Annotated in this window: 23 protein-coding genes; 10 read left to right on the top strand and 13 right to left on the bottom strand. The window is 28.8% G+C overall.

Annotation, left to right across the window (positions count from 1 at the left end; all coding sequences use genetic code 11):
• The 5 genes from msrP to ACTT9L_RS00780 are packed head-to-tail and all read left to right on the top strand — an operon-like array spanning nt 1 to nt 2,786.
• The gene (gene msrP, locus ACTT9L_RS00800) at nt 1–906 is read left to right on the top strand and encodes a protein-methionine-sulfoxide reductase catalytic subunit MsrP (protein WP_440927485.1); all 906 of its coding nucleotides are present in this window, start codon (nt 1–3) and stop codon (nt 904–906) included.
• Nucleotides 906–1,484: a sulfite oxidase heme-binding subunit YedZ gene (locus ACTT9L_RS00795; RefSeq protein WP_440927484.1), complete on the top strand. Its 579-nt coding sequence runs from the start codon at nt 906–908 to the stop codon at nt 1,482–1,484. The genes msrP and ACTT9L_RS00795 overlap by 1 nt, the downstream gene beginning before the upstream one ends.
• Complete coding sequence (locus ACTT9L_RS00790; protein ID WP_440927483.1) at nt 1,481–1,813, top strand: XdhC family protein; 333 nt, start codon at nt 1,481–1,483, stop codon at nt 1,811–1,813. The genes ACTT9L_RS00795 and ACTT9L_RS00790 overlap by 4 nt, the downstream gene beginning before the upstream one ends.
• The gene (locus tag ACTT9L_RS00785; RefSeq protein WP_440927482.1) at nt 1,810–2,496 is read left to right on the top strand and encodes an XdhC family protein; all 687 of its coding nucleotides are present in this window, start codon (nt 1,810–1,812) and stop codon (nt 2,494–2,496) included. Before ACTT9L_RS00790 ends, ACTT9L_RS00785 begins: the two co-directional genes overlap by 4 nt.
• A gap of 44 nt (nt 2,497–2,540) precedes the next feature.
• A complete protein-coding gene (locus tag ACTT9L_RS00780; RefSeq protein WP_440927481.1) occupies nt 2,541–2,786 on the top strand; it encodes a DUF1244 domain-containing protein in 246 nt (81 codons plus the stop codon).
• On the opposite strand, the gene moaB is transcribed toward ACTT9L_RS00780, so the two are convergent.
• Entirely contained in the window at nt 2,787–3,287 is a 501-nt protein-coding gene (moaB, locus tag ACTT9L_RS00775) for a molybdenum cofactor biosynthesis protein B (protein WP_440927480.1), read from the bottom strand.
• 9 nt (nt 3,288–3,296) lie between these two features.
• Here moaB and ACTT9L_RS00770 point away from each other — a divergent pair, with 9 nt between their 5' ends.
• The 3 genes from ACTT9L_RS00770 to ACTT9L_RS00760 are packed head-to-tail and all read left to right on the top strand — an operon-like array spanning nt 3,297 to nt 5,576.
• Nucleotides 3,297–4,043, top strand: a complete 747-nt coding sequence (locus ACTT9L_RS00770) for a sulfite exporter TauE/SafE family protein (protein ID WP_440927479.1) — start codon at nt 3,297–3,299, stop codon at nt 4,041–4,043.
• Nucleotides 4,044–4,080: 37 nt separating this feature from the next.
• The gene (locus ACTT9L_RS00765; RefSeq protein ID WP_440927478.1) at nt 4,081–4,671 is read left to right on the top strand and encodes a putative 2OG-Fe(II) oxygenase; all 591 of its coding nucleotides are present in this window, start codon (nt 4,081–4,083) and stop codon (nt 4,669–4,671) included.
• Nucleotides 4,671–5,576: a homocysteine S-methyltransferase family protein gene (locus ACTT9L_RS00760; RefSeq protein ID WP_440927477.1), complete on the top strand. Its 906-nt coding sequence runs from the start codon at nt 4,671–4,673 to the stop codon at nt 5,574–5,576. The genes ACTT9L_RS00765 and ACTT9L_RS00760 overlap by 1 nt, the downstream gene beginning before the upstream one ends.
• Here the strand turns inward: ACTT9L_RS00760 and ACTT9L_RS00755 are convergent.
• Together ACTT9L_RS00755 and ACTT9L_RS00750 are read right to left on the bottom strand one after the other, a co-directional pair.
• A complete protein-coding gene (locus tag ACTT9L_RS00755; protein ID WP_440927476.1) occupies nt 5,569–6,456 on the bottom strand; it encodes a DMT family transporter in 888 nt (295 codons plus the stop codon). The two genes, ACTT9L_RS00760 and ACTT9L_RS00755, sit on opposite strands and share 8 nt — an antisense overlap.
• Nucleotides 6,453–6,935, bottom strand: a complete 483-nt coding sequence (locus ACTT9L_RS00750) for a YbaK/EbsC family protein (RefSeq protein WP_440927475.1) — start codon at nt 6,933–6,935, stop codon at nt 6,453–6,455. Before ACTT9L_RS00750 ends, ACTT9L_RS00755 begins: the two co-directional genes overlap by 4 nt.
• A gap of 137 nt (nt 6,936–7,072) precedes the next feature.
• Between ACTT9L_RS00750 and glnA the strand changes: the two genes are divergently transcribed.
• On the top strand, nt 7,073–8,479 hold the full coding sequence (gene glnA / locus ACTT9L_RS00745; RefSeq protein ID WP_440927474.1) for a type I glutamate--ammonia ligase: 1,407 nt from the start codon (nt 7,073–7,075) through the stop codon (nt 8,477–8,479).
• An 8-nt stretch (nt 8,480–8,487) separates the two neighbouring features.
• On the opposite strand, the gene ACTT9L_RS00740 is transcribed toward glnA, so the two are convergent.
• From ACTT9L_RS00740 to ACTT9L_RS00700, 9 genes are all read right to left on the bottom strand, one after another.
• A complete protein-coding gene (locus ACTT9L_RS00740; protein WP_440927473.1) occupies nt 8,488–8,658 on the bottom strand; it encodes a hypothetical protein in 171 nt (56 codons plus the stop codon).
• A gap of 66 nt (nt 8,659–8,724) precedes the next feature.
• A complete protein-coding gene (locus ACTT9L_RS00735) occupies nt 8,725–9,060 on the bottom strand; it encodes a HesB/IscA family protein (protein ID WP_440927472.1) in 336 nt (111 codons plus the stop codon).
• Complete coding sequence (locus ACTT9L_RS00730; protein WP_440927471.1) at nt 9,060–9,359, bottom strand: SUF system Fe-S cluster assembly protein; 300 nt, start codon at nt 9,357–9,359, stop codon at nt 9,060–9,062. Before ACTT9L_RS00730 ends, ACTT9L_RS00735 begins: the two co-directional genes overlap by 1 nt.
• Nucleotides 9,360–9,362: 3 nt before the next feature.
• Nucleotides 9,363–9,827, bottom strand: coding sequence for a Fe-S cluster assembly sulfur transfer protein SufU (gene sufU / locus ACTT9L_RS00725; RefSeq protein ID WP_072091216.1), 465 nt, complete (start codon nt 9,825–9,827; stop codon nt 9,363–9,365).
• Nucleotides 9,827–11,044: an aminotransferase class V-fold PLP-dependent enzyme gene (locus ACTT9L_RS00720; protein ID WP_440927470.1), complete on the bottom strand. Its 1,218-nt coding sequence runs from the start codon at nt 11,042–11,044 to the stop codon at nt 9,827–9,829. Before ACTT9L_RS00720 ends, sufU begins: the two co-directional genes overlap by 1 nt.
• Nucleotides 11,041–12,288 (bottom strand): SufB/SufD family protein, encoded by a 1,248-nt coding sequence (locus ACTT9L_RS00715; protein WP_440927469.1) that lies wholly within the window; start codon nt 12,286–12,288, stop codon nt 11,041–11,043. Before ACTT9L_RS00715 ends, ACTT9L_RS00720 begins: the two co-directional genes overlap by 4 nt.
• On the bottom strand, nt 12,289–13,023 hold the full coding sequence (gene sufC / locus ACTT9L_RS00710) for a Fe-S cluster assembly ATPase SufC (RefSeq protein ID WP_440927468.1): 735 nt from the start codon (nt 13,021–13,023) through the stop codon (nt 12,289–12,291). It lies immediately after the preceding gene.
• A 1-nt stretch (nt 13,024) separates the two neighbouring features.
• Entirely contained in the window at nt 13,025–14,467 is a 1,443-nt protein-coding gene (sufB, locus tag ACTT9L_RS00705) for a Fe-S cluster assembly protein SufB (RefSeq protein WP_440927467.1), read from the bottom strand.
• A gap of 1 nt (nt 14,468) precedes the next feature.
• Complete coding sequence (locus ACTT9L_RS00700) at nt 14,469–14,894, bottom strand: Rrf2 family transcriptional regulator (RefSeq protein ID WP_440927466.1); 426 nt, start codon at nt 14,892–14,894, stop codon at nt 14,469–14,471.
• Between the two features lie 148 nt (nt 14,895–15,042).
• Between ACTT9L_RS00700 and ACTT9L_RS00695 the strand changes: the two genes are divergently transcribed.
• Nucleotides 15,043–15,687, top strand: a complete 645-nt coding sequence (locus ACTT9L_RS00695) for an alpha/beta hydrolase (RefSeq protein ID WP_440928651.1) — start codon at nt 15,043–15,045, stop codon at nt 15,685–15,687.
• Here ACTT9L_RS00695 and ACTT9L_RS00690 read toward each other — a convergent pair.
• Nucleotides 15,684–16,826, bottom strand: a complete 1,143-nt coding sequence (locus tag ACTT9L_RS00690; protein WP_440927465.1) for an anhydro-N-acetylmuramic acid kinase — start codon at nt 16,824–16,826, stop codon at nt 15,684–15,686. The genes ACTT9L_RS00695 and ACTT9L_RS00690 overlap by 4 nt on opposite strands.
• Nucleotides 16,827–16,836 lie beyond the last annotated feature (10 nt).

The raw sequence follows: 16,836 nt of genomic DNA, 5'->3' as shown, positions 1-16,836 counted from the left end.
ATGATAAAATTTAAAAACTCAGAAATTACACCAGAGAATATTTATAAAAATAGAAGATCTTTTATTAAATCTATAGGGCTTGGTGCAAGCTCTTTAGCAATATCCACTATACCCTTTGTAAATAAATCATTAGCAAGTGAAAGAGATAAATTAACTAGTTATAAAGATATAACGACTTATAATAATTATTATGAGTTTGGAACATCAAAGAGTGACCCGTATAGAAATTCTAAAACATTTAAAACAACTCCTTGGGAAATAGCTATTGAAGGAGAAGTAGAAAAACCTATTAAATTATCTATGGAGGAGATCTCAGAGAGGTTTATTTCTGAGGAAAGAATATATCGATTAAGATGCGTTGAGGGTTGGTCAATGGTTATTCCATGGATGGGTTTTTCTTTAAGCGAACTACTATCTAAAGTTAATCCAACTAATAAAGCAAAATTTGTTGAATTTGAAAGTGTATATGATCCTGCACAAATGAAAGGTCAAAGATATCCTGTTTTAAATTGGCCATACAATGAAGGCTTAAGAATTGATGAAGCCATGCATCCTTTAACAACTGTTGTGACTGGCTTATATGGTAAAAAACTTCCAAATCAAAATGGGGCACCGTTAAGAATTTTTATTCCGTGGAAGTATGGTTTTAAAAGTGCAAAAGCAATTGTTAAAATAAAGTTTGTTGAAAACATGCCTACCTCTTCATGGATGTGGGCTTCACCTAGAGAATATGGATTTTACTCAAATGTTAACCCTAATGTTGATCATCCTAGATGGTCTCAAGCAACTGAAAGAATAATTGGAGAAGGTGTGTGGGCTCCAAGGGTTAAAACCTTAATGTTTAATGGCTATGGTGATGAAGTAGCAAGTTTATACACTGGCATGGATTTAAAAAAGTACTTTTGATGATAAAGTATTTTAAGCCAAGTATTTTCATATTAAGTACAATTCCATTTCTAGTTATAACTTATAAAATTTTTTTTAATAAATTAGGGCCAGAACCAGTTAAAGAAATAACTCATTTTACAGGAGAATGGGCTTTAATTTTTATATGTTTAACTTTGTCAATGAGACCATTAAAAAAAATCACTAATTTAAATTATTGGGTAAAGGTTAGAAGAATGCTAGGATTATTTGTTTTTTTTTATACCTCATTACATTTATTAACTTATGTTGGCATAGACCATAGATTTAACTGGCAACCAATTTTGAATGATGTTGTAAAAAAAAAATATATTTTTGTTGGCTTTGCTGCTTGGGTTTTATTAATACCACTTACGATAACCTCTTCACAAAAAATGATAATATTGCTTAAACAAAACTGGAAAAAATTGCACAGACTAATATATATAATTGCAATCTTAGGTTCTTTGCATTTTATTTGGTTATCTAAAACTATTTACTTTAAACCTTTAATTTATTTTGTGTTAATAACAGTTTTACTGGCCCTAAGAATAAACTTTAAAAGAATATTTGAAAAATGAGTAATTTTCCTGAAAAAAAAATATTTGAAGAAGCAGATAATTGGATAAAAAATAATAAAAAAGTTTCATTAGCAACAGTTGTCCAAACATGGGGCTCATCTCCATTAGGAATTGGTAGTAGAATGATAGTAAGTGAAGATGGAAATTTTTTAGGATCTGTTTCTGGAGGCTGTGTGGAGGCTAAAGTTGTTGAAGAATGTATATCTTTAATGAAAAATAAAAAAATTTGTAAAAAAATAGATTTTAATGTCTCGAATGAAAATGCATGGGAAATAGGATTAGCCTGTGGAGGTGATATTTCAATTTATATTGAAGAAATTAAACAATGAAAATAGAAACAATTAGAAAAACTTTAAAGAATAAATCTTTAAAAAAAGAATTTGCACTAATAACAAATTTAATTAATGGAGAAAGTGAGATATTTTTTCCTGGGCATAATCTTAGTGGAATGTTTTTAAATTATTCAGAGGAAATTGAAAAAATATTTCATTCAAACAAAAGTGGTATAATAGAAAACTCAGAGATATTTGTTCAAACGTATAAAAATCCAATTAGAGTAATCGTCGTAGGAGCTGTTGATATTTCAATGTATTTAATTGATTTTGCTAAAAATTTAAATTTTGAGATTATTATCGTTGATCCAAGAGGGTATTTTGCGTCAAAAAAAAGGTTTCCAGATACAAAAATTATTAATAAATGGCCAAATGAAGCTTTTGATGAAATAGAAACTAATTCAAGTACGGCTTTGGTTACTTTAACCCATGATCCAAAAATTGATGATCCTGCCTTACAGTATGCATTAAAAAATAAATTTTTTTATATTGGTGCCCTAGGAAGTAAAAAAACACATGAAAAAAGATGCTCGAGATTAATAGGGGCTGGTTTTAAAGAAGTAGAATTAGATAAAATAAATGGACCAATTGGAATTAAGTTGGGAGGAAAATCACCATCTGAAATAGCGTTATCAATTATTTCACAACTTGTTTCTGAAAAATATAAAAATAAAATTTAAATTTATTTATTGTGTTGATCGTTTTTGTGATTAATACTTTATTCATGAATGATAATCAAAAAAAAGAACTTCAATCAGCAGCTTTTGAGAGATTGTTGAAACATTTGGATGAAAGAAAAGATGTCCAAAATATTGATCTAATGAATCTTGCTGGGTTCTGTAGAAATTGTTTATCAAGATGGTTAAGAGAAGAAGGTGAAAAAAATGGAGTAAGCATGTCAGACTTAGAAGCAAGAGAGCATGTTTATGGGATGCCTTATTCTGAATGGAAAGAAAAATATCAAAAATAATTATTTTTCTTTTAGTCTTGGAAATAATTCAACAAAATTACAAGGTTTGTGATTAATATCTAATTGATGTTTTAAAATTCCATCCCATGCATCTGTTACACCGCCTGAGGAACCAGGTAATGCAAAAATATATTTTCCATTTGATAAAGCGGCACAGGCTCTAGATTGTATAGAGGATGTTCCAACTGTTTTTAGACTTATTGTTCTAAAAACCTCTCCAAAACCAGGTATATGTTTATCTGCAATTTCGTCAATCGCCTCAGGAGTTATATCTCTTCCAGTAAGACCTGTTCCTCCAGTAGTAATTATAACGTCTATATCTTTTTGATTAGTCCATTCTTTTAAAATTTTTACAATATCTTCTTTATTGTCTTTACAAATTTTTCGATCAATTAATTGATGTTTTGCTTCTTTAATTTTTTCAACTAAGATTGCACCCGATTTATCATTATCAAATGTTCTTGTATCTGTTACAGTTAATAAAGCTATATTCACATCCATAATTTAAAAATGATTATATTATCAATTCTTTTCTTTGTAACTGCATTAATATACTCAAGTGTTGGTTTTGGTGGAGGCTCAACATATCTTGCAATACTTTTAATTTGGGGTGTACCTTACACAATATTTCCCGTTATAGCTCTTGTATGTAATATTATTGTTGTATCTGGTAATTCTATCAATTTTATAAAATCTAAAAATATTAATATTAATTTACTTTTTCCTTATTTAATTGGCTCTATTCCTTTTGCATTTATTGGAGGATCAATAACAATTGAAAAAAGTTTATTTGAGATTTTATTATTTTGTGTTTTGTTGGTTGCAGGCATTTTTTTATTAATTGAGAGTAAATCTTTTAATAAAGAGCAAATTAAAATTAACAAAATACCAAGATTAACCTCAATTTCTATTGGATCAATAATTGGCTTTATGTCAGGTATAGTGGGAATTGGTGGAGGAATTTTTTTAAGCCCTTTTTTATTTTTAATGAAAGCTGGATACCCCAAACATATCACAAGTAGTGCATCTTTATTTATATTAATCAACTCTATCTTTGGAATAGTTGGACAGCTGACAAAAGATCAAGTTTTAGATCAAGTTATTACCTACTGGCCATTATTTTTATCGGTACTTATTGGAGGACAAATTGGTAGCGTGTTAAACATTAAATTTTTATCGAACAAAATATTAGCTCTACTAACTTCTTTTCTTGTAATTTTTGTCGCAATAAGAATGGGAATTAAACTTGTAGCTTAATATTGAATAAATTTGCTTTTAATATATTTAAAGCATTATGAAAAATATTAAGCCTTTTGGTCCATCAATAGGAAAGACAAAAATTTCAAAGAAATTTTTAGATATCTTAAATAAAGAAATTGATAATAAAGTTTTAACTAAAAATAATGATTATAGCTCAAAACTAGCTAGTCAAATTAAAAAAGAAATTAAAATCTCAGATAATTTCATAAAAAAAAATTTAGAAAGAGAAATAAAAAAAAATATCAAAAATTTTCTAAAAAATGAAAAGATTAAAAAAATTAAAGATATAAAAATATTAAACTTATGGGTAGTTAGTCAATTTAAAGATGAATATAACCCTATTCATTATCATAATGGAGATATATCTGGTGTAGGTTATTTAAAAGTCCCTAAAGATATGACTAAAAATAAACTTTTAAAAAACAAAAAAGATAAGACTAATGGTACAATTGATTTTATAAACGGACAAAGGGGGTTTTTAAGCAGAAGTATTTTTAATATTGTACCTAAAGAGAGAGACTTAATAATTTTTCCAAACTATTTAATGCATACTGCATACCCGTTTAATATCAATGCTGAAAGAAGATCTTTTTCTTTTAATGCAAAAATCATTCTTAGAAAATAATGATTAACAAAGATTTTTTTAAAAAAATTAGAATATTAGATGGAGGAATGGGTCAAGAATTACTTGCAAGAGGGATGAAGCCAAATTCAACTTTATGGAGTGCAAATGCAATATTAGATGAAAATTATCATCAACTTGTTTTAGATACACATATTGATTTCATAAAAGCTGGTGCAGAAATCATTGTCACAACAACTTTTGCAACACGGCAAAAACGTTTAAAAGAGAATAATCTTTTAGATAAATTTGAATACTTAAATCAAAAAGCAGGTGAAATTGCTCAAGCTGCAAAACAAAAATTTCCCAATACGTATATTGCTGGTGGTATACCTCCACAAAATTTAACCTACGAAGCAGATGATAGAGGTGAAGCTGAAATTACAGAAAACTTTAATAGTCAAGCAAAAGCATTAAATCCATATGTTGATTTTTTTTACTTTGATGTTTGGAGTAGTATTAAAGAAGTTAAATGCGGGATTGAGGCTATAAAAGAATTTAAAAAACCATATTTAGTTGGATTACATGTATCTGAAGGAACAACTTTACCAAATGGGGAAAAGATCAAAGATGTTAAAAAAATAATTGATGAAAACGCTCTTGGAGTGCTTTTGTCTTGTGTTTCTCCCGAAAATTTTGAGAAAAACTTAAAAGAATTAAAAAGTTTAAATATACCATTTGGTTTCAAATTAAATGGTTTTGTTACCACTAAACTAAGAGAAAGTTACACATCAGTTTTTTTAGGAAAAAAATCTAATCCAAATGAAATTTTGGGTAAAAGACAAGATTTGACACCAATTAAAATTCAAGAAATTGCTAGGAAATTTAAAGACGCTGGGGCAACTATTCTTGGGGGATGCTGTGAAACAAGTCCTTCACACATAAAAGCAATCGCAAATATTAAGTAACGTTTTTATAATCTGCTTTTCTAGCTAAATATATTCCAATAAATACAGCAATCAAAGCAACTATAATTTTTGAGGTAATTATTTCATTGAGAAATAAGTATCCTAAAATAATTCCAAATATTGGAATGATATATGAAACTTGTGAATGAAATATAAGACCATTTGTTTTTAAAATTCTGAATCTCAATAACCAAGCAATCCCAGTAGGAAAAATTCCTAAATATATTACAGATATAATAGATTCCGTTGAGGGATTTAACATCCAAGGTTTTTCAAAAATTAAAGTGAATGGAAGAAGTATAATTGTAGACCAAATTAAAATTGAACCTGTAACATTTTCATTTTCTTTATTGCTTATTTTTAAGGTAATTACTCCTCCAATTACATAGCAAGTTGATCCAAGGAGAATTAAAAGTGCAGCAACAAAGTTATTTTCATTAATTAAAAAGTCGTCTGAAAACAAAAATACTATTCCTGAAAATCCTATTAATAATCCAATAGTTTTTAATAAGTTAAATTTTTCTCCTTTTAAAAAAAAATGAGCTAGAACCGTTGAGCTTAATGGTGTTGTGGACATCAAGATAGCTGCTAAGTTACTTTGAACAAAATTCACTCCATAAGATATTAGTATGAATGGAATAACTAAATTTACCAATCCAATTATTGCAAACCACTTCCAGTCTTTTGAGAATGCTTCAATTTTTATATTTTTATAAAAACATAAAATTAAAACTGGTATAGCTCCTAAAAAAGATCTTAAAAAACCTATTGTAATAGGTCCAAATGAGTATGTGGCAATCTTTATATTAAAAAAAGCAGACGCCCATATTAATGACAACAATATCAACAACAAATAATCAACTAATTGTGGTTTTCTCATTCTGTTATTTCTTTTATCTCACCAGAAGTTAAGGCAATTAAATTTTCAAAATTTATTTCGAATACTGCATTAGGATGACCTGCGGCTGCAAAAATTGAAGAAAATCTATTTAAAGTTTCATCAATAAAAATTTTTATTTTTGTTAAATGTCCTGTTGGAGATACTCCACCAATTGTATACCCAGTAATTTTTTTAACATCTTCTGGGTTCGCCATTGAGACATCTTTTTGATCTAAAATTTTTTTTAATTTATTTAATGAACACCTTTTATCTCCAGAAACTAAACATAAAACATAACTATCCCCTGCTTTAAAAAGTAAGCTTTTAACAATTGCCCCTACTTTGCAACCTAAAGCTGTAGCTGCATCGTTAGCTGTTCTAGCAGTTTGCTCTAAAACAATCACTTTAATATCTGGATTAAATTGTTTTAGCGATTTTTCTGCTCTTAAAACTGGCTCTTTATTTAATATTGATTTCACAGGTTTAATATATTTATTATTTTAGTGACTAATTACACTACTTATGTGAAAATTGCATAGGTGTTATTTATTAAATAAGCAATATTTTTAAGTATTTTTTTGCTAATTAGGCCAAACAAAATTACATAGGAGACAAAATGAGCGCAGCAAACGTTTTAAAGTATATCAAAGAAAAAGATGCGGAATTTGTAGACTTAAGGTTTACAGATCCAAGAGGTAAGCTTCAGCATTTAACTATGGACTCAACAGTTGTTGATGAGGGAATGTTAAATGAGGGAGTGTTTTTTGATGGATCTTCTATTGCCGGATGGAAAGCAATTAATGAATCAGACATGATTTTAAAACCAGATACTTCAAGAATGTTTATGGATCCTTTTACGTCTCATAATACAGTAGTTTTGTTTTGTGATATTCTTGATGCGATAAAAAAAACACCTTATGAAAGAGATCCTAGAGGTATAGCAAAAAAAGCAGAGGAATATTTAAAATCCTCTGGAATTGGTGATAAAGCATTTTTTGGTCCAGAGCCTGAGTTTTTTGTATTTGATGATGTGCGAATTAAAAATGATATGAATGAATGTGGCTTTATCTTAGACAGTAAAGAAGGTCCCTATAACTCTGGGAAAGAATATGCAAATGGAAACATGGGTCATAGACCGGGTGTAAAAGGAGGATACTTCCCTGTTCCGCCTGTAGATAGTGAACAGGATATGAGAAGTGAATATTTAAAAAACTTGAAAGAAGTGGGTATTAAAGTTGAAAAACATCACCATGAAGTTGCACCAAGTCAGCATGAATTAGGAATGTATTTTGGAACTTTAGTTGATCAAGCTGATAATGTTCAGTTATACAAATATGTTGTTCAAATGGTAACTCATTCATTTGGAAAAACAGCAACATTTATGCCTAAACCAGTTGCGGGTGATAATGGTTCTGGAATGCATACTCATCAATCAATATGGAAAGGTGATACGCCGGTATTTTCTGGTGATGCTTATTCAGGCTTGTCAGAAACAGCTTTGCATTATATTGGTGGAATTTTAAAGCATGCAAAAGCAATCAATGCTTTTTCAAATGCTACTACAAACAGCTACAAGAGATTAATTCCTGGTTTTGAAGCTCCAGTATTACTAGCTTACTCAGCAAGAAATAGATCAGCGTCATGCAGAATTCCTATTACTTTGAGTAAAAAAGGTGCAAGATGTGAAATAAGATTCCCAGATGCATCAGGAAATCCTTATTTAACTTTTGCAGCAATGTTAATGGCTGGAATAGATGGAATTAAAAATAAAATTCATCCAGGAGAGTCATTTGATAAAGATTTATATGAATTACCACCAGAGGAAGTAAAATCTATTCCAACTGTATGCGGATCATTAAGAGAAGCAATGGAAAGTTTAGACAAAGACAGAGAATTTTTAACTCAAGGCGGTGTCTTTACTGATGATCAAATTGATGCTTATATTGCATTAAAGTTTGAAGAAATTCATAAATTTGAACATGCACCCCATCCTGTTGAGTTTGAGATGTATTACAGCTGCTAAATACTTAGTTACTGTTTTGTTGTTGCAATTGTATTTTTGTTAATACCTTTTTTTACGACGTAATCTTGGGTACCATTGGCACCAGTTTCAACTTCTTTTCGTAAATCTTTAAAGAAAGCTTTTTCTTTTAAAGAGTCTTTTAGGTTTTTAACTAAATTTTTAAACTCAAATTTATTCATAATGAAACTATATACTAGATATGCAAAAAATGCAATTCAGATATGCAAATATTAGGATAATACAACTTATGATGTTTTAAACGACTCTCCGCAGCCGCATCTCTCAGTTTCGTTAGGATTATTAAATACAAATGACGAGGACAATTCCTCTTTTTTATAATCCATTTCAGTTCCAAGCAGATACATAATAGCAGCTGAATCAACAAATACTTTCACACCCTTATCTTCGATAACTTCATCATTAGGATTTAAATCCTTTGTATACTCCATCACATAAGACATCCCTGCACAACCACCTGATTTAACTGATACTCTAACACCGATAGAGTCTTTTTCAGCATTAGCCATTATTTCTTTTATTCTCGATGCTGCGTTATTACTTAATTTGATTATAGGGTTCATTACAAATTCAATTCCAATTTAGCTGCTTCCGACATCATATCTTTGTTCCATGGTGGATCCCAAACTAGCTCAAGATCAACATCCTCTATACCTTCTACCTGCATTGCACCCTCTTTTACGTCTTTTGGTAAACTTTCTGCAACTGGACAATTTGGAGTTGTCAAAGTCATTTTAATAATTGCAAACTTTTCATCCTTTACTTTAATATCATAAATTAAACCCAATTCGTAGATATTTACAGGTAACTCTGGGTCATAAATTTTTCTTATTTCCTCAATTATCTGTTCTTTTTTAGACATAATTTAATTTTCTGTTTTTACCTCTTCTGTTTTTTCATCAAAAGCGGAAACCATTGTGTGCCAAGATAAGGTTGCACATTTAACTCTCATTGGATATTGTTTAACACCAGATAAACACATTAGTTTAGTTTTTTCATCCTCACTCAAATACTCAGATTTTAATTCAGGATTTTCTTTAATCATGCCTAAAAAATCCTCAACTATTTCCTTAGCTTCATGCTCATTTTTTCCTTTTATCAAATCAGTCATTATAGAAGCTGAAGCCATTGAAATAGCACAACCGCTCCCTTCGAAAGATGCATCTTCTACAATTTTTTGTCCATTTAATTTTAAATAAACATGAACATTATCACCACAAAGAGGATTGTTGCCTTTTGCGTCTTTATTAAAACCTTCTGTCTTTCTAAGATTTCTAGGATTCTTACCGTGTTCTAGTATAATTTCTTGATAAAGTTCTTTTAAATTCATTATAGATTAAATATTTTTTTACAGTTGTTTATCGACTCATTTAGCTGATCTAAATCTTCTTTTGTGTTATAAATACCAACTGATGCTCTGGCACTTGCTGGAATATTTAATTTATCATGAAGAATTTGACAACAATGATGTCCTGCTCTTATTGCAACTCCATCTTCATCCAAGATGGTTGCAATATCATGTGGGTGAACTCCTTCTATTGTGAATGATAACACCCCTCCTTTATTTTTTGGATTTCCAATTAGTTTAACTGAATTATTTTTTTGCAATAGTTCTTGTCCATAATTAACTAAGTCAGCTTCATGTTTCATTACGTTTTCTATACCAATATTTTCTAAAAATTTTATTGATTGATCAAAGGCAATTACCTGTGCTGTGGCCATAGTTCCTGCCTCGTATTTATTAGGTAATTCGCCATAGGAAATTCTATCTTTTTTAACTTCATTTATCATTCCTCCACCACCTTGGTATGGAGGTAATTCTTCTAACCATTTTTTCTTTCCGTAAAGAACTCCTAAACCTGTAGGTCCATACATTTTGTGACATGAAATTGCATAGAAATCACAATCTAAATCTTGCATATCTAATCTTAAATGTGGTGCGCCTTGACATCCATCAACTACAACAATTATTCCTTTTGAATGTGCAAGTTGGGCAATTTCTTTTACTGGTAAAATTGCACCTGTTACATTAGACAAATGAGTAATTGAAATCAACTTTGTTTTTGGAGTTATTTTCTTTTCTATTTCTTCAAGAGTAATTTCACCTTCATCATTTATTTCAGCAAAATTAATTTTTATATTTTTTGATTTTCTTAAGAAGTGCCATGGAACATAATTTGAATGATGCTCAAGTTCTGTAATCAATACTTCATCACCTTCCTGCAAGTAACTTTGGCCCAATGTATTAGCAACTAAATTTAATGCTTCAGTTGCACCCTTTGTAAAAACAATTTCATTTTTATCTTGAGCGTTAATATATTTTTGAACAGACGTTCTTGTATTTTCATATAAATTAGTAGCAGCAACTGCAAGATAATGAACACTTCTACCAACATTTGAAAATTGTTTGGTATAAAATTCATTTATTCTATCTACTACTATCTTAGGTTTTTGAGATGAATTAGCGCTATCTAAATAAACTAGGTCATTATTTTGAATTTTTTCATCAAATATTGGAAATTCTTTTTTTATTTGATCAATATTCATTCTTTAATTCCAATCATATTTTTAATTAAGTTTTTTATTTCTGAATCAGTAATTTTTTCTACAACATCAAGCAAAAAACCATTGATTAATAGCTCTCTTGATTGTTGATAACTTAAACCTCTAGACATTAAATAAAATATTGACTCTTCATTTAAACTCCCTGAAGCTGAACCATGCGAACATTTAACGTCGTCAGCATAAATTTCTAGTTCTGGCTTAGCATTAAACTCTGACTCCTTATTTAACAATATTGCTTTGCTCAATTGGTATCCATCAGTTTTCTGAGCATCTGAATTTACAAATATTTTTCCTTGATACACTGCTTTAGAACTTTGGTCTAAAACACTTTTAATTAATTGATAACTTTTTGTATTTTCAGTTAAATGATTTATTATTGATCTGATTTCGTGATGTTTATCATTATTCAATGAAAGAATTCCATTTACAAAAGCTGATGCATAAACTCCATTTAAATTACAATTTATCTCATTTTTAGAAAAATTTGATCCAGAAGATAAAATAAATGTTTCAGAAATACTGTTCTTATCTTGATCAATATTGTTAAAAGAATATTTAATATTTTTATTTTCAAATTTATCTACTTTATAATTTTTTAAAACTGCATTTTCTTTTAATTCAAAGTTATAAAATATATTTAAAAAGTTCTTCTCAGATGTATCATTAAACAAATCAATTAATCTTAATGAGCTATCTTTATCTAGTTCAAAATTAAGTCGTAAATTTATGTTCTTAGACCAAATTTTTGAATTTGTTGTGTGATAGATAATTAAAGGTTTTACTAACTGATAACCTTTTTTTACTAATATTTTAAAACATTTATTAGTAAAAGCATTGTTCAAGTCAGATAATGAATTGCTATTTTTAAATTCATTTATTGTTTCTGATTGATCAATTATTTCTATTTGATCTTTTTTTTCATATTCAAAATCAATTTTTTCAATTCTACCATTTATAAAAACTATTTTATTATGCTCTAATCCATCTACAAATACAGATGTATCAACTTTATTAGTAGTTGTTTGATCATTATAGAAACTAAGTTCTCCAATATTATTTTTTATTATTTGATTCAAATCTGAAAATTTCCAATCTTCCTTTTTTCTATTTGGAAAACCTTTGTCTATGAAATTGTCTAAACAAAATTTTTTTATTTCAATATCTTTTTGAGATAAACTTAAATTTTTTATGCTATTATCAAAATCTTTTTGTAATTGTTCTTTCATTTAATTAAAATTTTCATATCCTTTTTTTTCTAATTCTAAAGCTAAATCTGGCCCACCAGATTTTACAATTTTTCCATTCATTAAAACGTGTACAAAATCTGGTTTTATATAATCAAGTAATCTTTGATAGTGTGTAATAATTAAAAACGAATTGTTTTGATCTCTTAGTGTATTAACTCCATCTGCAACGATCTTTAAAGCATCAATATCTAAGCCTGAATCTGTTTCATCTAAAATAGATAGTTTTGGAGCTAACAACGACATTTGTAGAATTTCATTTTTCTTTTTTTCACCACCAGAAAAACCAACATTTAATTGTCTGTTTAATTTATCCTCATCAAATTTTAGTTCTTTAGATTTTTCTTTTACCAATTTTAGAAATTCAATAGCATCAAGCTCTTTCTCACCTCTAGCTTTTCTAACAGCATTCAAAGAAGTTTTTAAAAATATATTTGTATTTACTCCTGGAATTTCTAAGGGATACTGGAAAGCCAAAAATATTCCCTTGTGTGCTCTTTCCTCTGTTTCAAGTTCAAATAAATCTTTTTCTTCAAAAAGAACTTCCCCCGAAACTTCATAACCTTTTTTTCCAGATAGAATATTTGATAATGTGCTTTTTCCAGATCCATTAGGACCCATAATTGCATGAACCTCACCAGGATTTATATCCAAGGATAGTCCATTTAAAATAGACTTGTTATCAATCATTGCATTTAAATTATTTATTTTAAGCATATTAACCTACGCTTCCTTCCAGACTGATACCTACAAGTTTTTGGGCTTCTACTGCAAATTCCATAGGCAATTGTTGCAATACTTCTTTACAAAAACCGTTAACAATCAAGCCAACAGCTTCCTCTGGATTTAATCCTCTTTGTTGGCAATAATGAAGCTGTTCTTCACTAATCTTGGATGTAGTTGCCTCATGAGCAATATTAGACTCTGAATTCTTATTTTTTATATAAGGAACAGTGTGAGCTCCACATTTGTTACCCATTAATAAAGAGTCACACTGAGTATAATTAGTTGAATTTTTAGCTTTTGATGAAATATCAACTAAACCTCTATATGTCATATCTGAACTACCTGCTGATATTCCTTTAGAAATTATTTTACTTTTAGTATTTTTACCTAGATGTATCATTTTTGTACCTGTATCAGCTTTTTGATGATTGTTGGTAATAGCTATTGAATAGAACTCACCAACAGAATTATCTCCTTTAAGAATACAACTAGGATACTTCCATGTAATAGCTGAACCTGTTTCAACTTGTGTCCATGAAATTTTTGAATTTTTTCCTTTGCATAAACCTCTCTTTGTTACAAAATTGTATATACCACCTTTGCCATCTTTATCGCCTGGATACCAATTTTGAACTGTTGAATATTTTATTTCCGCATCATCAAGTGCAATTAATTCTACATTAGCAGCATGTAATTGATTTTCATCTCTCATTGGAGCTGTACATCCTTCTAAGTAACTTACGTAACTTCCTTTATCTGCAATAATTAAAGTTCTTTCAAATTGACCTGTGTTTGATGCATTAATTCTAAAATAAGTTGATAGCTCCATTGGACATCTAACACCTTCTGGTATATATACAAAAGAACCATCTGTAAAAACTGCTGAGTTTAATGTTGCAAAAAAATGATCACTTGTTGGAATTACAGATCCTAGATATTTTTTAACTAACTCAGGGTGGTTTTGAATTGCTTCCGATATAGGACAAAATATAATTCCTTTTTTTGTTAATTCATCTTTAAAAGTAGTAGCTACAGAAACTGAGTCAAATACAGCATCAACAGCTATTCCATTTAATCTTGCTTGCTCTTGCAAAGGAATACCAAGTTTTTTATAAGTTTCTAAAAGTTTAGGATCCAGTTCATCTAAGCTCTTTGGCTTATCTTTCATACTTTTAGGTGCAGAGTAATAATATAAATCTTGATAATCTATTTTTGGAAATTTAGGTTTTTGCCAATCTGGTTCTTTTAATACTTTAAACCTTTCAAAAGCTTTTAGTCTAAACTCAAGCATCCATGCAGGTTCTTTTTTAATATTCGAAATAAATTTAATGACATCTTCATTCAAACCTTTTGGGGCTTGAATATTTTCTATGTCTGTCGAAAAACCATATTTATAATCTTTTAAATTATTTATTTCTTTTTGTCTTTTATCCATTCTAAACTCTTGTTTCTTTATTGTTATTTAATAAATCTTTTAAGCTTTTATTTTCAAAGAAAGTATTTATGTGAATCTCTAATTCATCCCAAAGATTGTGAGTTATACATTTTGTAGCTTTACCGTTACATCCTCTTTTTGATTCTTTTTTGCATTGAACAGTTTTTACTTTTTCATCCACAGCATTGAATATATTTGTTAATTTAATATCGTTTGGGTTTTTATTAAGAACATATCCTCCTTGGGTTCCTCTAATACTTTTTACAATTTCGTTTTTTTTTAATTTAGAAAAAATTTGTTCAAGGTAATCTAACGAAATACCTTGTCTTAAAGATATGTCTCTTAGTGATACTGGATTGATGTTATCAAACCTAGCTAAATCAACTAAAGCCATTACAGCGTATCTTCCTTTTGATGTAAGTTTCATTTATACCCTTAAAATGTGGGTTTTTATACATACCTGACCAAATTGGTCAAGATTAGAGTATAAAAAAAAACTAACATATTGTCGCTGACTTGTGATAAACGTACATTTTTTTTGAGAATAATAATCAATATCGCTTATGGATAACAAGATTTTAGAAATATTTATACCTGGTCCTGCAGGAAGACTTGAAGCTAAATATTATAAAAGTAAAAAAAATACATCCCCAATTGCTTTAGTATTACAGCCCCATCCTCAATATGGGGGGACAATGAATAATAAAGTTGTGGTAGATACTTTTCATACTTTTATGGATAACGATTTTTCAGTTTGTAGAGTAAATTTTAGAGGTGTTGGTAAGAGCGATGGAGAATTTGATAATGGTCAAGGTGAGCTTGCTGATGCGGCAGCTGCTTTAGATTGGTTGGAGAGAGAAAATTTTGACAATTCTCAATGTTGGGTTTCAGGATTTTCATTTGGATCATTAATTGCAATGCAATTATTAATGAGAAGACCAGAAATAAATAGATTTATAGCTATTTCACCTCAGCCAAATGTTTATGATTTTTCTTTTTTATCTCCATGTCCAACCTCAGGCCTAGTAATTTATGGTAAAAAAGATGAATTAGTACCACTAGAATACATTTCAGAATTAGATAAAAGATTAAGTGCTCAAAAAGGAATTAAAGTAGAATTTAATACTATATCAGATGCCAATCATTTCTTTTCAAAAAATAGCGATGCTTTAATTAAACATCTTGATAAATATGTAAAAAAAGAAACAGCACTTTATTAAAAATTTTCTACGAGTTTTCCACCCACTGTAAATTCTTTACATCCAGTTGTTGTGCTGAAAGAAATGGGTAAATTTAAATAAGACCTTATAGCCAAAAATCCAAATGCCTGGGATTCAATATAATCACCATTTAAATTATAATTATCTATAATTTCCAAAGTAATATTATTTTCATTTGATATGTAATTTTTTATACAATTAATTAAATTACTATTTTTTCTACCACCACCACAGAGTAAAAATGTAATACTATTTTTTTGGCTAATATATTTTAACCCTTCTGCGATCAGATATGCCGTAAAATCTGTTATTGTAGCACAACCATCTTCTAAAGATAAACCTCTCGCAAAAGATACATCGAAATTTTTAATATCTAATGATTGTGAGTAAGAATTTATTTTAAAGTTGTCTATTGCCTGATTAAGAATTAATTGATCAACTTTTCCTGCTTTAGATAATTCACCATTTTTATCAAATTTTTTACTGGAATTCTTTCTTACCCATTCATCAATTAAACAATTGCCAGGACCTATATCAAAAGCAGAAAGGTTATTTTGAAAATTATCTGAAATATTAACAACTTTTGTAACATTTGCGATACCGCCAATATTTAAGAAACCTATTGGAAATTTAATATCAAAATTTTGATTTATTTTTTTTGATAAAATTTGATGAAAAATTGGTGTTAAAGGTGCTCCCTGACCATTATTTTGAATGTCTGCTTGTCTAAAATTATATATGACTTTTTTTTTGACGACTTGGGATAACAATTTCCCATCTCCTAATTGATTTGTAATTTTCTCATGTGGGCTATGAAAAATTGTTTGACCATGAAAACCTATCAAATCAATGGGATCCCTATATTTTTTTAATGATTGATTAACTGCATTGGCGTGAAAAAGAGTTAAATTTCTCTCTAATTCTCTTAATTTTTCTGAATTTTGTAAAAGATCTTTCTTTGTTAAGACTAAATCTCTTAATCGAACTAACTGATTCTGAAGATTTTTATCATACTCATAATAATCATCTAAAATGTTTGAAAATTCATCGTATCCATCTGAACTAATTATAGATAAATCGATACCATCCATAGATGTTCCACTCATTAATCCAATAGCAGTATATAATTTTTTTTTCATTGATATGTTT

Origin of the sequence: Candidatus Pelagibacter sp. (genome assembly GCF_052049675.1) — a bacterium.
Taxonomy (GTDB): Bacteria; Pseudomonadota; Alphaproteobacteria; order Pelagibacterales; family Pelagibacteraceae; genus Pelagibacter.
The sequence above is the reverse complement of the archived record's forward strand: the minus strand, read 5'-3'. Positions and strand labels throughout refer to the sequence as shown.

Excerpts from the sequence above, each read along its gene's own strand:
- ACTT9L_RS00780 (WP_440927481.1), top strand. The coding sequence starts at position 2,541 with ATGAATGATAATCAAAAAAAAGAACTTCAATCAGCAGCTTTTGAGAGA.
- ACTT9L_RS00730 (WP_440927471.1), bottom strand. The coding sequence starts at position 9,359 with ATGTCTAAAAAAGAACAGATAATTGAGGAAATAAGAAAAATTTATGAC.
- moaB (WP_440927480.1), bottom strand. The coding sequence starts at position 3,287 with ATGGATGTGAATATAGCTTTATTAACTGTAACAGATACAAGAACATTT.
- ACTT9L_RS00765 (WP_440927478.1), top strand. The coding sequence starts at position 4,081 with ATGAAAAATATTAAGCCTTTTGGTCCATCAATAGGAAAGACAAAAATT.
- msrP (WP_440927485.1), top strand. The coding sequence starts at position 1 with ATGATAAAATTTAAAAACTCAGAAATTACACCAGAGAATATTTATAAA.
- ACTT9L_RS00720 (WP_440927470.1), bottom strand. The coding sequence starts at position 11,044 with ATGAATATTGATCAAATAAAAAAAGAATTTCCAATATTTGATGAAAAA.
- ACTT9L_RS00740 (WP_440927473.1), bottom strand. The coding sequence starts at position 8,658 with ATGAATAAATTTGAGTTTAAAAATTTAGTTAAAAACCTAAAAGACTCT.
- ACTT9L_RS00760 (WP_440927477.1), top strand. The coding sequence starts at position 4,671 with ATGATTAACAAAGATTTTTTTAAAAAAATTAGAATATTAGATGGAGGA.
- ACTT9L_RS00700 (WP_440927466.1), bottom strand. The coding sequence starts at position 14,894 with ATGAAACTTACATCAAAAGGAAGATACGCTGTAATGGCTTTAGTTGAT.
- ACTT9L_RS00755 (WP_440927476.1), bottom strand. The coding sequence starts at position 6,456 with ATGAGAAAACCACAATTAGTTGATTATTTGTTGTTGATATTGTTGTCA.
- sufU (WP_072091216.1), bottom strand. The coding sequence starts at position 9,827 with ATGAATTTAAAAGAACTTTATCAAGAAATTATACTAGAACACGGTAAG.
- ACTT9L_RS00770 (WP_440927479.1), top strand. The coding sequence starts at position 3,297 with ATGATTATATTATCAATTCTTTTCTTTGTAACTGCATTAATATACTCA.
- ACTT9L_RS00715 (WP_440927469.1), bottom strand. The coding sequence starts at position 12,288 with ATGAAAGAACAATTACAAAAAGATTTTGATAATAGCATAAAAAATTTA.
- glnA (WP_440927474.1), top strand. The coding sequence starts at position 7,073 with ATGAGCGCAGCAAACGTTTTAAAGTATATCAAAGAAAAAGATGCGGAA.
- ACTT9L_RS00690 (WP_440927465.1), bottom strand. The coding sequence starts at position 16,826 with ATGAAAAAAAAATTATATACTGCTATTGGATTAATGAGTGGAACATCT.
- ACTT9L_RS00785 (WP_440927482.1), top strand. The coding sequence starts at position 1,810 with ATGAAAATAGAAACAATTAGAAAAACTTTAAAGAATAAATCTTTAAAA.
- ACTT9L_RS00790 (WP_440927483.1), top strand. The coding sequence starts at position 1,481 with ATGAGTAATTTTCCTGAAAAAAAAATATTTGAAGAAGCAGATAATTGG.
- sufC (WP_440927468.1), bottom strand. The coding sequence starts at position 13,023 with ATGCTTAAAATAAATAATTTAAATGCAATGATTGATAACAAGTCTATT.
- ACTT9L_RS00795 (WP_440927484.1), top strand. The coding sequence starts at position 906 with ATGATAAAGTATTTTAAGCCAAGTATTTTCATATTAAGTACAATTCCA.
- sufB (WP_440927467.1), bottom strand. The coding sequence starts at position 14,467 with ATGGATAAAAGACAAAAAGAAATAAATAATTTAAAAGATTATAAATAT.
- ACTT9L_RS00735 (WP_440927472.1), bottom strand. The coding sequence starts at position 9,060 with ATGAACCCTATAATCAAATTAAGTAATAACGCAGCATCGAGAATAAAA.